We start from the raw sequence: 14,693 nt of genomic DNA on the forward strand, positions 1-14,693 counted from the left end.
GCCGACTCCTCACCACTGATAACGGTGGCCAGCATACCCACTCCGGCCGCTTCCCTCTACCCCGCCAGCGGGAACTGTGATCCCGTTGGCAACACGGCGGCAACATCCGCCGTGGAGGTCGCCTCTTCCTTGGCCAGGGCGACCGCCGGCAGGGCGATCCGCTTGAGCAGCTTGAGGGAGTGGGCGCGCCCCACCGCCACCTGCCGCTTGATGTCGTCAGGCAGGAAGGGCAGACCGTCGTTGGTAGCGGTGTCTATGGTCTGGATCCACTCCATGCCTTCCCCCGGAGGCGGCAGGCGGAACTGGATGTCGTAATCGCTGGCGTTGAACAGTACGCACCAGCGTTCACCGGCACAGCCGATCATGCCGATGTCCATGGCGAACGCCTGCCCCATGGGGGCATGCCAGTCCTGATCCGTGAGCTGGTGCCCGTCCGGGTGGTACCAGTTGACCTGGTGGCAGCTACTGGGGGCACCGTTCCAGCTGTCGTCACTCAGCTGCAGGTTGGAGAAGACCCCCGATTCCGCCCGTAGCGCCATCATCTGCTGGGTGAAAACGAGCAGCCGCTCGTCCTCCGGGCGCAATTGCCAGTTGACCCAGCTTATCTGGTTGTCCTGGCAATAGGCGTTGTTGTTGCCGAGCTGGCTGCGCCCCATCTCGTCCCCCGCGAGGAAGTGCGGCGTCCCCTGGGAGAGCAGCAGGGTGGCGATCAGGTTGCGCTTCTGCTGCTGGCGCAGGTTGTTCACCCTGGGATCGAGCGTCGGCCCCTCCACCCCGTGGTTGCTGGAGAGGTTGTTGCCGTGGCCGTCTCTGTTGTCCTCGCCGTTGGCCTGGTTATGGCGCTGGTTGTAGGAGACCAGATCCTCCAGGGTGAAGCCGTCGTGATAGCAGAGGTAGTTGACGCTGGTGTGCGGAGCGCGCCAGTTCTTCGGGAAGAGATCCCGCGACCCGACCAGCCGGGTGGCGAAGTCCCCCATCTTGCCCGCATCCCCGCGCCAGAAGGCGCGCACCGTGTCCCGGTAGCGGTCATTGATCTCCAGCCACTGGCTCGGGAACTGGCCGAGACGATAGCCGAAGGGGCCTATGTCCCAGGGCTCGGCGATGAGCTTGACCCGCGCCAGCACGGGATCCGCCAGCATGGCCTTGAAGAAGGCGCTCATGGGGTCGAACTCCCCTGCTTCGCGCGCCAGAGTCACCGCCAGGTCGAAGCGGAAACCGTCCACCTGCATCTCGGTGACCCAGTAGCGCAACGCATCGAGCACCAGCCTCAGGGTGTTGGGGTGATCCAGGTTGACGCTGTTGCCGCAACCGGTGACGTTGGCGTGGCGGCCGTAGTCCGGGCCGTGGGCTCCCGCCTCGAAGGCATAGTAGCCCGCGTTGTCAAAGCCCTTGAAGGAGAGCATGGGGCCGTCGAAACCGGATTCCGCGGTGTGGTTGTAGACCACGTCCAGGATCACCTCGAGCCCGGCCCGGTGCAGCTCGCGCACCATGGTCTTGAACTCGGTCACCGCCTCCTCGGCCCCGTAGCGCGGCTCGGGGGCGAAGAAGGCGACGGGGTTGTAACCCCAGTAATTGCTGAGGCCGAGCTGCTCGAGCCTGGGCTCGGACATGAAGGCCGCCACCGGCATCAGCTGCACCGAAGTGACCCCCAGCGCCTGCAGGTGCTCGATCATCAGCGGATGGCTGATCCCCAGGTAGGTGCCCTGCAGCGCCTTGGGGATCCCGGGGTGCTGGCGGGTGAAGCCCTTGACGTGGGCCTCATAGAGCACGACCCGCTCGGGCGGAATGCCGGGTTTGCCAACGCCCTGCCAGTCGAAGGCATCGTCCACCACCACGGATTTGGCCACCATGGCCGCACTGTCCCCCTGATAGAGGGCGTCATCCCAGCGGGTGGGACGGCTGAGGGCCCGGGCATAGGGGTCTATCAACAGCTTGTCCGGATCGAACAGCAGGCCGTCCTGGGGCTTGCCATGGACCCGATAGCCGTAGCGCTGACCGGCCTTGACGCCGCGCACATGGCCGAACCAGTACTGGCCGCGCCGACCGGGCAAGGCCAGCCGGACCAGCTCGCGCTCCTGCTCGTCGAACAGACAGAGCTCCACCTTGTCCGATTGGGGAGCCCAGACACAGAAATGGCAGCCCGTCTCGTCGAGACGGGCGCCCAGCGGGTGATCCACCCCGTTTTCCATTGTGAACATCAAGACTCCTGTTTGATGAACAAGGTCGCGAGCGGCGGCAAGTCCAGCACTATGCTGTGCGCCATGCCCTGCCAGGGCGTCGGCTCGGCGACGAAAACCAGACCCACATCGTAATTGCTGCCCCAGTAATGCTCGCTGTCGGTGTTGAGCACCACCCGGTAGTGACCGGCCGCCGGCACCCCCAGGCGATAGGCGATGCGCGGCACCGGGGTGAAGTTACAGGCCACCACCAGGGGGTTGGCCCCCAGCTTGTCGGCGCGCAGCCAGGCGAAGATGCTGTTGTCGGCGTCGTTGTGATCCAGCCAGCGGAAGCCGGTCTGCTCATAATCGGCCTCGTACAAGGCAGCTTCATGACGGTAGAGGTGGTTGAGATCCCGGATCAGCCGCTGCTGACCGCCGTGCCTAGGATACTGCAGCAGGTGCCAGGGCAGCTGGGCATCGTGGTTCCACTCGTTGCTCTGGGCGATCTCGGTCCCCATGAAGTTCAGCTTCTTGCCGGGGTGGGCATACATGAAGCCCATGTAGGCGCGCAGGTTCGCCGCCTGCTGCCACTCGTCGCCCGGCATCTTGTAGAGCAGGGAGTGCTTGCCGTGCACCACCTCGTCGTGGGAGAGGGACAGGATGAAGTTCTCGTCATAGTGGTACACCATGGAGAAGGTCATGTCGTTGTGGTGGTAGCGACGGTGGATGGGCTCTTTCTGCATGTAGCTGAGGGTGTCGTGCATCCAGCCCATATTCCACTTGAACCCGAACCCCAGGCCCCCCAGGAAGGTGGGACGGGAGACACCGGCAAAGGCGGTGGACTCCTCGGCGATGGTCATGGCGTGGGGATACTTGCCGTACACCTCCTCATTGGTCCACTTGAGCAGGCTTATCGCCTCGTAGTTGTGGTTGCCACCATCGACGTTGGGGACCCACTCGCCGGCGTTGCGCGAATAGTCCAGATAGAGCATGGAGGCCACCGCATCCACCCGCAGGCCGTCCACATGGAACTTGTCGAGCCAGAACAGGGCGCTGGCCACCAGGAACTGGCGTACCGTGTCGCGACCGAAGTCATAGATGTAGGAGTTCCAGTCCGGGTGCCAGCCACGGCGCGGATCCTCGTATTCATACAGCGGCGTGCCGTCGAAGCGCGCAAGGCCGTGGGCATCGGACGGGAAGTGGGCGGGCACCCAGTCCAGGATGACGCCGATCCCGGCCTGGTGGCACTGATCCACGAAATATTTGAAATCATCAGCCGTGCCGTAGCGACTGGTGGGGGAGAACATGCCCACCGGCTGGTAGCCCCAGGAGCCGGTGAAGGGGTGCTCGGAGACCGGCAGCAGTTCGATGTGGGTGTACTCCATCTCCTTGACGTAGTTCACCAGATCCACCGCCAGCTCGCGCCAGTTCAGGCTGTCGCCGTTGGGGTGGCGCTTCCAGGAGCCGACGTGCAGCTCGTAGATGGAGAGGGGCTGCTCCCGCTTGTCATTGCGCTGGCTCTCGCGCCAGGCGGCATCCTGCCACTGGTACTGATCGTGGTCGTACACCACGGAGGCGAACGAGGGGTACTGCTCGCTGTAAAAGCCCACCGGGTCGCTCTTGTGGGGCAGCCGGTTGCCCATGGGGTCTTTGAGTTCGAACTTGTAGCGATCCCCCGCCTTCAGGCCCGGCACGAACAGCACCCAGTGGCCGCACTGGCTGCGTTGCATGGGGTGGCGACGGCCGTCCCAGAAGTTGAAGTCGCCGATGAGGCTCACCGCAGTGGCGCTCGGCGCATAGACGGCGAAGCGCACCCCTTCTACCTGCTGGCCGAGGTGTTCAACGGTGCGCAACTGGGCACCGAGGGTGTGGTAGAGGTTCTCCGGTTGCCAGGTCAGCTCTGCCAGTCCTTCCCAGGCGGCAGCCTGGAACTGGTAGGGATCGATGATGTCGACACTGGCGTCGGCGTAGCGGGCGATGAGCTGGTAGGGGAAGGGATTCTTGCGGCGGGTGAAAACAGTTTCAAAGAGGCCCGCTTCATCAGCGGCGGTCAGGGTGGCAACTATCTTGCCGGACTTGAGGTCTCTGACCCGGACCTCGAGCGCATCGGGCAACCAGGCGGTGAGTTTCAGGCCTGGCCCATCCGGATTGGCCAACAGGCCTAGATGGGAGAAGGGATCGGCACAGCGGGCGGCAACCAAACGTTCAACGGGCATCGACATTTCCTTTGATGGCTGAACATCCGCTTCGGCCTGGGCCGAAGCGGATGAAAGTGAGTCACATGTTGGCGATTAAGGCTCAACGGCTGGCCTCGTCACGGGCCCGGCTCATCTTGCCCGCCAGATTCTTGAGCGCCTCATCGGCAAAAATATCCTCCAGATCCCGGGAGAGCTTGCGACGCCAGTTGGGGTATTCATAACTGGTGCCCGGCACGTTCACCGGCTTGTCCATCTCCAGCCAGTCTTCCAGCTGGGTGCTGAACAGGGCACAGCTGCCACGGGACATGTGCAGTTGCAGACCGTGGTTGAGTTCGGTGTTCATGCCGACCCAGTTCACGTCGTGGCTGATATTGTCAGAGATGACCCCATGACCGTGCAGGCTGTCAAGGATCCGCTGCTTGGCCTGGTGGCGATCAGCATACAGAGTCTTGAGCACCTCTTCATCGGGGTAGAGCCCCAGTTCGCGCCCCAGCGCCAGATCGTCACAATGCCAGAAGCCCTTGAGGGTCGGCATGTCGTGGGTGGTCAGGGCGGACATCGCCTGCTCGGCGTAATGGGCAGGCGAGATGAAACCGCCATCGTCCTTGGAGCGTTCGAAGAAGAACACCTTGTAGGAGTGGACACCGTTCTCCTTGAGGGTCACATCGATCCCTTCCGGTACGGTGCCGAGATCCTCGCCGATCAGCAGGCACTGGTTGCGGTGGGATTCGAGGGCCAGGATCCCCAGCAGGTCGTTGACCGGATAATAGATGTAGGCCCCCTTGGCGGCGGACGCTCCGGGCGGCACCCACCACAGACGCAGCAAGGCCATCACGTGGTCGATACGCAGCGCACCGCAGGAACGCATGTTGGCGCGGAACAGATCCACCATGGGCTGGTAGGCGGCCTCGAACAGCTGGTTCGGGTTCATGGGGGGCAGGCCCCAGTTCTGACCCAACGGGCCGAGAATGTCGGGCGGCGCACCGACCGAGGCTTTCGGGCAGTAGAGATCCCGGTTCGCCCAGATCTCGGTGGACCCTTCGGAGACGCCCACCGCCAGATCCCGGTAGATCCCCATCACCATGCCGGCGGCCTTGGCGCGGGCATCGGCCAGGGCCAGCTGCTCGTCGGCCAGGAACTGCAGGTAGAGGTAGAAGGCCACGTCCTGACTGTGCTCGGCCATCCAGGCGGCAACGGCCGGGTTGTGATAGTCACGGAACGGCTCCGGCCACACCGGCCAGCCCCAGGCATTGTCGCCCAAGCCATAGAAGTGGGCCTGCAGGGCGTCGAAGGCGGCCTGCTGCTGCAGGCTGTCGCCACCGGCGGCCACGAAGGCATCGAACGCCGCCTGACGCTCGGCACTGAAGCTTGCCTCGTCAAACACCTGGCGCAGCATGCCGATCTTGGTCTGGATGACGCCGGTGTAGTCCACGTTGTCCTTGACCCGCAGGGAGGTGAGGTGCTGCTGGAAGGCCGGGCTCGCCACCTCCGCTTTCAGGCGCGCGTTGCCCAGGAATTCGGGCACCGCTTCCACGTCGATATAGGCGACGTTGAGCCAGCGACGGGACGAGGGGCTGTAGGGGCTGGCACTCTCCGGGTTGGCCGGATAGAGGGCATGAATGGGGTTGAGACCGACGAAGTGGGCACCCCAGGCGGCGGCTTTCTCCACCAACTGGCCGAGATCGCTGAAATCGCCGATGCCCCAGTTGTGGCGGCTGCGCAGGCAGTAGAGCTGCACACTCGGACCCCACACCTTGCGGCCATTGGCGATGGGCGCCTGCTTGTAGCAGGACTTGGGGGCGACGATGAGACGCATGGAGGCCAGCGGTTCGTCATTGCCCTCTTCCAGCAGTTGCAACTGGTGATACCCCAGCGCAGGCTGCACATCCAGGGCAACCCGGTAGGCCTGGCACTCCATCTCTTCAAACTCGGCGACACCGACCAGCTCCCCTTCGATCGGAGTCAGCTGGCCGGACAGCCGGGAGCCTTGCTCCAGCGCGATCTGCCAGTGGAGGGCGTCGTTGACGAATTCGATAGGCAGACGGACTTCAAGGCTGATGGGTTCGCCACTGCGCACCACCATCACGGGATCCAGGGGCCGCAGCCAGTGCTGGCGATGCTCCTGCTCCAGCTGCTCGGTCAGGGCGGCCTCGTCATCGACGCGGTAACCCATGGCGCCCAGCATGGCGGCCTTGCTCTCTTCGGATACCAGGGCCGGCTGGCCCCAGGCATCGACATATTCACTGGCAATGCCTTTGGCGGCAGCCAGCTGTTCAATCAGGGTGGTCATAGTTTGAGAATTCCCGCTGTGGATTCTGTCTACGCTATTTTGTGATTAATTTTTATGGTTGGTACTTGAACAGTGGCTCTTTGGCCATGCTAAACCGGGCACATTTTTACATATCTCCCCGGCTGGATGTGTGACCGGGCAGGCACTATTGTTGTTCTCTGCGCCCCACTTTGCTGATGATGCATTCAACAAAAGCTGGTAGCCAGTTACATAAACCGAAAATAAATTTCACAGTTTTTCATGATATAGCGCAATTTCGCGCAGAATGTTGGTTGACTCACAGGTGAGTTCTAGTAAATTTACAAACGGAATTTTCTTTGACTACTGAACAGTTAGGTAACCAATTATGACTATCAAAGTAGGTATTAACGGTTTTGGCCGTATCGGTCGTTTCGTATTCCGTCTGGCCGCTGAGCGTTCTGACATCGAAGTGGTTGGTATCAACGACCTGATCGACGTTGACTACATGGCTTACATGCTGAAATACGACTCCACTCACGGTCGCTTCAAGGGCACTGTTGAAGTCAAAGACGGCAACCTGATCGTTAACGGCAAAACTGTACGTGTTACCGCTGAGCGTGACCCGGCCAACCTGAAATGGGGCGAGATCGGTGTTGACGTTGTTGCCGAAGCTACCGGCCTGTTCCTGACCGACGAAACCGCTCGCAAGCACATCGCTGCCGGCGCCAAAAAAGTCGTTCTGACTGGCCCGTCCAAAGACGCCACCCCGATGTTCGTCATGGGTGTTAACCAGGATTCCTACGCTGGCCAGGACATCGTTTCCAACGCTTCCTGCACCACCAACTGCCTGGCCCCCATCGCCAAGGTTCTGAACGATACCTTCGGTATCGAATCCGGCCTGATGACCACCGTTCACGCTACCACTGCTACCCAGAAGACCGTTGATGGTCCGTCTGCCAAAGACTGGCGCGGTGGCCGCGGCGCGGCTCAGAACATCATCCCGTCCTCTACCGGTGCTGCCAAGGCTGTTGGCGTTGTCATCCCGGAACTGAACGGCAAGCTGACCGGCATGGCCTTCCGCGTTCCGACCCCGGACGTGTCCGTTGTTGACCTGACCGTCAACCTGAAGAAAGAAGCGTCCTACGCTGAAATCTGCCAGGCCATGAAGGCTGCCTCCGAAGGCGCCATGAAGGGCGTTCTGGGCTACACCGAAGACGAAGTGGTTTCCACCGACTTCCTGGGTGAGCGTCAGACCTCCGTGTTCGATGCCAAGGCTGGTATCCAGCTGAACAAGACCTTCGTGAAAGTCGTCTCCTGGTACGACAACGAAATGGGCTACTCCAGCAAGGTTCTGGACCTGATCGCTCACATCTCCAAGTAATTTGGGATGCGCAATCGCGTAGCGTGAAAAAAGGCGGCCATTGGCCGCCTTTTTTGTATTCTGAATCCCAGGCATCCCTTCCGAACTACCGAGCACAGGACTCTTTATGACACCGACACGCACTCTGACCGCTCACTGTACTCTCAGCCATCGTGTGGATGGCCAACCGCTGCTGACCATCGACAACCAATACGCCAGGGCCGAGATCAGCCTGTTTGGCGCCCATGTACTGAGCTATCAGCGCCATGGCGAGCCCGCCTCCATCTGGCTCAGCGACAAGGCCATACTGGATGGCCGCAAGCCCATCCGCGGTGGCATTCCCCTCTGCTGGCCCTGGTTTGGCCCCTCCCCCGCCCGGGTCGGCAGCGGCAAGCCCGCCCATGGCTTCGCCCGCACCAGCCTGTGGACTCTGGATGGCGTCTCCGACCACGGGGATGGCACGCTCGTCCACCTGTCTCTGCGCGATAGCGATGCCAGCCGCGCCCTCTGGCCCCACGCCTTCGAACTGGAGCTGGACGTGCTGGTGGGCAAGGAGCTCTCCCTGGTGCTGACCACCCGCAACACCGGCAAGGCCCCTCTCACCTACAACGCAGCCCTGCACACCTATCTGCAGATCAGCGCGCCGGACGCGGTAGCCGTGACCGGTCTGGGCGAACCTTATCTGGACAAGCTGACCGGCCAGACCGAGCGTCAGCAGGGCCCCCTGAGGGTGACGGCGGCCATGGATCGCATCTATCGCCAGCCCGACGCCATGGTCAGCGTACAGGATGGCGAGCGCACCACCCGGGTGGTGAATGGCAACCATGACAGCGTGGTAGTCTGGACACCCTGGCTGGAAGGCGCCAGCGCCATGGCCGACATGAGTGACGATGGCTATCTCACCATGCTCTGTGTCGAGGCGGCCATCTCCGACGAGGCCGGTGTCACTGTGGCGCCGGACGAGGAGCACAGCTTCTCCACCGTCATCATCTGATGGGTGTGACAATCCCATAAAAAAAGAGGGCTCCCGCGGGAGCCCTCTTTGCACCTTGTTTTCGGAGACGATCAGGCGTTGCCACTGGTCTTGAGCCTGAGCTCGGCGGCAAAGTTGAGCATGCGGTCCAGCGGGATCAGGGCCTTCAGGCGCAGCGCTTCATCCACATGGATCTCGTGACGCTCGGCGCCGTCGGTCAGCGCTTCCTTGATCGCCACCAGACCATTCATCGCCATCCAGGGGCAGTGGGCGCAGCTGCGGCAGGTGGCGCCATCACCGCCGGTCGGCGCTTCCACCATCTCTTTCTCCGGGCAGGCCTGCTGCATCTTGTAGAAGATGCCGCGATCGGTGGCCACGATGAGCTTCTGCTGGGGCAGCTCTTTGGCGGCCTTGATGAGCTGGCTGGTGGAACCTACCGCATCCGCCAGTTCGATGACGGAGGCCGGGGACTCCGGGTGCACCAGCACGGCGGCATCCGGGTTCTGGGCCTTGAGCTCACGCAGCGCCTTGGCCTTGAACTCGTCGTGCACGATGCAGTGACCCTGCCAGCGCAGCATCTCGGCCCCGGTCTTCTTCTCTATATAGGCGCCAAGGTGCCTGTCCGGTCCCCAGATGATCTTGTGGCCCTGGCTGTCCAGGTGCTCGACGATCTCCAGCGCGATGCTGGAAGTAACCACCCAGTCTGCTCTCGCCTTCACCGCCGCCGAGGTATTGGCATAGACCACCACGATATGGTCGGGGTGGGCATCGCAGAAGGCGGAGAACTGGTCGATGGGACAGCCCAGATCGAGGGAGCACTCCGCTTCCAGGGTCGGCATCAGCACCCGCTTGTGGGGGCTCAGGATCTTGGAGGTCTCCCCCATGAAGCGCACCCCGGCCACGATCAGGGTCTGGGCGGCGTGGTCACGCCCGAAGCGAGCCATCTCGAGGGAGTCGCCGACGAAGCCGCCGGTGGCTTCAGCCAGGGCCTGGATCTCGGGATCCGTGTAGTAGTGGGCAACCAGCACGGCCTGGCGCTCCTGCAGCAGCGTCTTGATCTCGGCGATCAGGGTCGCCTTCTGCTCTGAGGTCAGGGGCTTCGGCTTGGCCGGAAAGGGGTAGTCCATCTCGACTACCGGCGGGACATTGTTCAGTGCATTGCTCATTGCGACTGTTCCATCAACGCTCGGAAAGGCCAAAATTATAACCAGAAGCCGTGCACAAACCCATCAGCAAATCCATCTCAACCCCACTCTCGACGCCTGCATGGGCAATCTGTTCTCATTCCGGCCCGAAGGTATTGCCGGATGGCACCGGGCTTGCTCACGCCGGGCTGCCTCTAGGGGAACTCTCTCGCTGCGGGATCACGGCTCCATGGCGCAGTCAGATGGTATGGAGAGGGAAGTGACGTCGTCGTCGGCAAGTCAGTCGATGGTGGGGGTACTGGCAGACAGCAACAAAAAAGCCCGCTGGCTGCGGGCTTTTCAAGATGGTGGTCGTTACTGGGCTCGAACCAGTGACCCCCTCCTTGTAAGGGAGGTGCTCTCCCAGCTGAGCTAAACGACCTGGGATTCTGAAATGATGGTGGGTCGTGCTGGATTCGAACCAGCGACCAATTGATTAAAAGTCAACTGCTCTACCGACTGAGCTAACGACCCATCTAAATCATTTTTTAAAACATGGTGGTCGTTACTGGGCTCGAACCAGTGACCCCCTCCTTGTAAGGGAGGTGCTCTCCCAGCTGAGCTAAACGACCTGGGATTCTGAAATGATGGTGGGTCGTGCTGGATTCGAACCAGCGACCAATTGATTAAAAGTCAACTGCTCTACCGACTGAGCTAACGACCCATCTAAATCATTTTTTAAACATGGTGGTCGTTACTGGGCTCGAACCAGTGACCCCCTCCTTGTAAGGGAGGTGCTCTCCCAGCTGAGCTAAACGACCTGGGATTCTGAAATGATGGTGGGTCGTGCTGGATTCGAACCAGCGACCAATTGATTAAAAGTCAACTGCTCTACCGACTGAGCTAACGACCCATCTAAATCATTTTTTAAAACATGGTGGTCGTTACTGGGCTCGAACCAGTGACCCCCTCCTTGTAAGGGAGGTGCTCTCCCAGCTGAGCTAAACGACCTGGGAATTCTGAAATGATGGTGGGTCGTGCTGGATTCGAACCAGCGACCAATTGATTAAAAGTCAACTGCTCTACCGACTGAGCTAACGACCCATCTAAATCATTTTTTAAACATGGTGGTCGTTACTGGGCTCGAACCAGTGACCCCCTCCTTGTAAGGGAGGTGCTCTCCCAGCTGAGCTAAACGACCTGGGATTCTGAAATGATGGTGGGTCGTGCTGGATTCGAACCAGCGACCAATTGATTAAAAGTCAACTGCTCTACCGACTGAGCTAACGACCCATCTAAATCATTTTTTAAAACATGGTGGTCGTTACTGGGCTCGAACCAGTGACCCCCTCCTTGTAAGGGAGGTGCTCTCCCAGCTGAGCTAAACGACCTGGGATTCTGTATGGTCAAGAGTGGTGGGTCGTGTAGGGTTCGAACCTACGACCAATTGATTAAGAGTCAACTGCTCTACCGACTGAGCTAACGACCCACATCCTGAACCTGTCGCCACCCGCCCAAGCAGGCAACGTTAAAATATGGTGGTCGTTACTGGGCTCGAACCAGTGACCCCCTCCTTGTAAGGGAGGTGCTCTCCCAGCTGAGCTAAACGACCTGGGAATTCTGTCTCCACCTGATGGAGAAAATGGTGGGTCGTGCTGGATTCGAACCAGCGACCAATTGATTAAAAGTCAACTGCTCTACCGACTGAGCTAACGACCCTCACCACGACCAGGACCGATTGCACTGCTGCAGCGGCTCTGACGGCGGCCTATATTACGGATTTATCATCCTGGCGCAATAGAAAAATCTTAAATTCAATCTGTTTGTTCACTGCGCATACAAAGCGAGGCTGTATTTACAAGACTGTTACGAAAACAGTGACATGCAGCAATGTTACAGCTTGCCGAGGCTCTGCTTGGCCAACTGGGCCGGCGAGGTGTTGGGGTAGCCCTTGATCACCTGCTCGTAAAACGCCTTGGCTTCCGCCTTCTTGCCGTCAAGCTGTGCCAGCATGCCGAGCTTCAACAGGGCATCGGCCCGCTTGGGTGACTTGCTGTACTTGTTCGCCACGGTGGAGAACTGACTCGCCGCACCGGTCCTGTCACCCTTGTTGAACATCAGCTGGCCGAGCCAGTAATGGGCATTGGGGACATAGCTGGAACTCGGGAACTGCTTGATGAACCCTTCGAAGGCAGGAATGGCCTTGTCGTAGTTCTTCTCCTTGAGCACCAGGTTCACGGCTGCATCATAGGCCTGGTTCTCGTCCTGGTTGGTCGAGTAGTTGGCGGCAGCGGCAGGGGTCGCAGCGGCGGCGGCAGGTGCGGCCGGGGCAGCGGCAGGCTGGCTGTTGGCCACCTTGTCGAGCTCCTGATAGAGCTGACGCTGACGCTCTTGCGACTGCTCCATCTGGTAGGTCTGCTGTTCCAGCTGACCACGCAGCTCGGAGACCTCCCCTTGCAGGGAATCCACCTGTTGTTGCAATTCGGCCTGCAGGCGCAGACGGGCGTTGAGCGTACGCTCCAGCAGCGCCACCCTGTCTTCCAGACTGCCTGTCGGCACGATGGCGCCGTTGTTGCCGCTCAGCACGACGGCACTGCCAGAGTCGCCGCTCAGATCGCTGACCGGTGCGGCAGCATGGGCACTGGCTGCAAATAAAACGGCCATCGAAATGGCCGCTTGCTTATACACGAATGTCATTCGGTTCAAACCTTAGTAAACCAGGACCGCGCGGCGGTTTTTGGCAAAGGCTTCCTCGGTGTGGGACAGATCCAGCGGCTTCTCTTCGCCATAGCTGACGATGGAGAGCTGCTCGGCCTGCACACCCAGGGTTTGCAGATACTTGGCAACAGCCTTGGCACGACGCTCGCCCAGTGCGATGTTGTATTCCGGAGTGCCGCGCTCATCCGCGTGGCCTTCGATCAGTACCTTGACGCTCGGACGCTCACGCAGGTAGCTGGCATGGGCATCCAGCAGGTCGGCGTACTGACCCTGAATGTCGTAACCATCGTACGGGAAGAAGATCACGTTGTCGCGTTGCAGCGCTTCGAACTTCTGACGCATCTGCTCTTCCGGGGACAACATGCCGTTGGCGCCGCCGGTTTGTACACCGCCCATGCCGTCAGTCATGCCGGACTCGGCACCAGCGGCGTCGGAGTCGGAAGAGGAGCTACAGGCAGCCAGGGTGAACAGTGGCAGTGCGATGGCCAGACCCTTGAGCAGTTTATTGAGTTGCATGCTATTTCCTTAAACCTTTATAACAAAACAAAAAACAAGCGATTTTTTTATCAATTCAAGAAGGGCGACCAAGCTGGTGCACGAATTTCACCGCTACTGGTCGGAAGCACTGCCTTGAAGCGACCGTCGGTCGACACCAATGCAAGACTCTTACGACCCTGATAGATGGTGGCATAAATGATCATGCTGCCATTGGGAGCCACACTTGGCGATTCATCCAGAGCACTCTGAGTCAGTACCAACATGGCTCCATTTTCCATATCCTGGCGAGCGATGCGATATTGTCCCTGAACCCGGGTCACCATCACCATGGACTTGCCGTCCGGCGTGATGGATGCCCCCTGGTTGGAATCCCCTTCCCAGGTCATCCGGCGAGTGACGCCAGTCGCCAAATTTACGCTATAAATCTGAGGTTTGCCACCACGTTCAGAGGTGAACAGCAAAGTTTGACCGTCCGGCATCCAGGAGGGTTCGGTGTCGATGGTGCGGTTATTTGTGACTCGAGTGAGTTGCTTGCTAGCAACATCAACGACATAGAGATCAGGCTGCCCATCTTTGGACAACACGATGGCCAAACGACGACCATCCGGAGACCACTCCGGCGCCCCGTTGATACCGCGGAAGCTGGTGATCAGGCTGCGCTGCTGGGAGTAGATGTCCTGCACGTAGATCTCGGACTTCTGGTTCTCGAAGCTCACGTAGGCCAGCTTGCTGCCATCCGGCGACCAGGCCGGGGACATCAGCGGCTCGCGGGAGCGCAGCAGGGTCTTCTCGTTGTAGCCGTCGTAGTCGGAGATCCGCAGCTGATACGGGAACTGGGTCCCCTGCTGGACGGAGATATAGGCCAGGCGGGTCAGGAAGGCACCGCGCTCACCGGTCAGACGCTCATAGACGATGTCGGAGATGCGGTGGGCAAACTGGCGCATCTGGGCACCGGGGATGGTCGCCATGCGGCTGTCCAGGATGTAGCCATTGCTCTCGCCGCCCTGGGTCTTGGCCAGTTGGCCCTTCAGCACGTCGACCAGCTCGAAGTTGATCTTGTAGGTGCCGTCACCCACGGCGGCGATGGAGCCGACCACCACCGCCTCGACGCCCTGGGAGGCCCAGGGAGCGAAGTTGATCTCGCCGCTGGTGCTCGGGGTCTGCGGCATCTGGCTGCGGGACAGGGGCTTGAACTTGCCGCTGCGCATCAGGTCATTGGAGACCACCTCGGCGATGTCCTGCGGCAGCTGACCATTGCCCTCCCACTTGAAGGGGGCGATGGCGATGGGACGGGCACTGTCGATACCGCCGGTGATGACGATGTCCAAGGCCGCCTGAGCGCTCTGGCCTAGCAGAAGGCAGCCAACCAAAGCAAAAAACACTTTTCTTATCATGGCTTAGATACTCTGTTC

At 60.5% G+C, this 14,693-nt stretch carries 9 protein-coding genes and 14 tRNA genes; 2 read left to right on the forward strand and 21 right to left on the reverse strand.

All coding sequences use genetic code 11. The annotated features are described in order from the left end of the window. Nucleotides 1-56: 56 nt before the first annotated feature. The 3 genes from glgX to malQ form a co-directional block, all read right to left on the reverse strand. The gene (gene glgX, locus I6L45_RS02790; protein WP_216983402.1) at nt 57-2,198 is read right to left on the reverse strand and encodes a glycogen debranching protein GlgX; all 2,142 of its coding nucleotides are present in this window, start codon (nt 2,196-2,198) and stop codon (nt 57-59) included. Then, entirely contained in the window at nt 2,198-4,375 is a 2,178-nt protein-coding gene (gene glgB / locus I6L45_RS02795) for a 1,4-alpha-glucan branching protein GlgB (RefSeq protein ID WP_216983403.1), read from the reverse strand. Before glgB ends, glgX begins: the two co-directional genes overlap by 1 nt. Nucleotides 4,376-4,457: 82 nt before the next feature. Next, nucleotides 4,458-6,647, reverse strand: a complete 2,190-nt coding sequence (malQ, locus tag I6L45_RS02800) for a 4-alpha-glucanotransferase (protein WP_216983404.1) — start codon at nt 6,645-6,647, stop codon at nt 4,458-4,460. A gap of 346 nt (nt 6,648-6,993) precedes the next feature. Here malQ and gap point away from each other — a divergent pair, with 346 nt between their 5' ends. After that, nucleotides 6,994-7,989 carry a type I glyceraldehyde-3-phosphate dehydrogenase gene (gap, locus tag I6L45_RS02805; RefSeq protein WP_042074119.1) on the forward strand — a complete coding sequence of 332 codons (996 nt, stop codon included), beginning with the start codon at nt 6,994-6,996 and terminating at the stop codon, nt 7,987-7,989. A gap of 106 nt (nt 7,990-8,095) precedes the next feature. Next, complete coding sequence (locus I6L45_RS02810; protein ID WP_216983405.1) at nt 8,096-8,962, forward strand: D-hexose-6-phosphate mutarotase; 867 nt, start codon at nt 8,096-8,098, stop codon at nt 8,960-8,962. A gap of 71 nt (nt 8,963-9,033) precedes the next feature. On the opposite strand, the gene nadA is transcribed toward I6L45_RS02810, so the two are convergent. From nadA to tolB, 18 genes are all read right to left on the reverse strand, one after another. After that, on the reverse strand, nt 9,034-10,107 hold the full coding sequence (gene nadA, locus I6L45_RS02815; protein ID WP_043764280.1) for a quinolinate synthase NadA: 1,074 nt from the start codon (nt 10,105-10,107) through the stop codon (nt 9,034-9,036). Nucleotides 10,108-10,431: 324 nt separating this feature from the next. Next, a tRNA-Val gene (locus I6L45_RS02820) sits at nt 10,432-10,507 on the reverse strand. Nucleotides 10,508-10,523: 16 nt separating this feature from the next. After that, a tRNA-Lys gene (locus tag I6L45_RS02825) sits at nt 10,524-10,599 on the reverse strand. A 22-nt stretch (nt 10,600-10,621) separates the two neighbouring features. Further along, nucleotides 10,622-10,697 (reverse strand) — tRNA-Val (locus I6L45_RS02830). 16 nt (nt 10,698-10,713) lie between these two features. After that, a tRNA-Lys gene (locus tag I6L45_RS02835) sits at nt 10,714-10,789 on the reverse strand. A gap of 21 nt (nt 10,790-10,810) precedes the next feature. Then, nucleotides 10,811-10,886 (reverse strand) — tRNA-Val (locus I6L45_RS02840). A gap of 16 nt (nt 10,887-10,902) precedes the next feature. Beyond that, nucleotides 10,903-10,978, reverse strand: a tRNA-Lys gene (locus I6L45_RS02845). Nucleotides 10,979-11,000: 22 nt separating this feature from the next. Continuing rightward, nucleotides 11,001-11,076, reverse strand: a tRNA-Val gene (locus tag I6L45_RS02850). A 17-nt stretch (nt 11,077-11,093) separates the two neighbouring features. Beyond that, a tRNA-Lys gene (locus I6L45_RS02855) sits at nt 11,094-11,169 on the reverse strand. A gap of 21 nt (nt 11,170-11,190) precedes the next feature. After that, nucleotides 11,191-11,266, reverse strand: a tRNA-Val gene (locus I6L45_RS02860). Between the two features lie 16 nt (nt 11,267-11,282). Continuing rightward, nucleotides 11,283-11,358 (reverse strand) — tRNA-Lys (locus I6L45_RS02865). A 22-nt stretch (nt 11,359-11,380) separates the two neighbouring features. Further along, nucleotides 11,381-11,456: transfer RNA gene (locus tag I6L45_RS02870), tRNA-Val, on the reverse strand. Between the two features lie 22 nt (nt 11,457-11,478). Further along, nucleotides 11,479-11,554, reverse strand: a tRNA-Lys gene (locus I6L45_RS02875). Between the two features lie 47 nt (nt 11,555-11,601). Continuing rightward, nucleotides 11,602-11,677 (reverse strand) — tRNA-Val (locus I6L45_RS02880). Between the two features lie 31 nt (nt 11,678-11,708). After that, nucleotides 11,709-11,784 (reverse strand) — tRNA-Lys (locus tag I6L45_RS02885). Nucleotides 11,785-11,958: 174 nt separating this feature from the next. Continuing rightward, nucleotides 11,959-12,762 (reverse strand): tol-pal system protein YbgF, encoded by an 804-nt coding sequence (gene ybgF / locus I6L45_RS02890; protein ID WP_167576901.1) that lies wholly within the window; start codon nt 12,760-12,762, stop codon nt 11,959-11,961. Nucleotides 12,763-12,774: 12 nt separating this feature from the next. Further along, nucleotides 12,775-13,299, reverse strand: a complete 525-nt coding sequence (gene pal / locus I6L45_RS02895) for a peptidoglycan-associated lipoprotein Pal (RefSeq protein WP_043155712.1) — start codon at nt 13,297-13,299, stop codon at nt 12,775-12,777. A 50-nt stretch (nt 13,300-13,349) separates the two neighbouring features. Then, entirely contained in the window at nt 13,350-14,675 is a 1,326-nt protein-coding gene (gene tolB / locus I6L45_RS02900) for a Tol-Pal system beta propeller repeat protein TolB (protein ID WP_043757930.1), read from the reverse strand. Nucleotides 14,676-14,693 lie beyond the last annotated feature (18 nt).

Origin of the sequence: Aeromonas sp. FDAARGOS 1415, assembly GCF_019048365.1 — a bacterium.
GTDB classification, from domain to species: domain Bacteria; phylum Pseudomonadota; class Gammaproteobacteria; order Enterobacterales; family Aeromonadaceae; genus Aeromonas; species Aeromonas taiwanensis.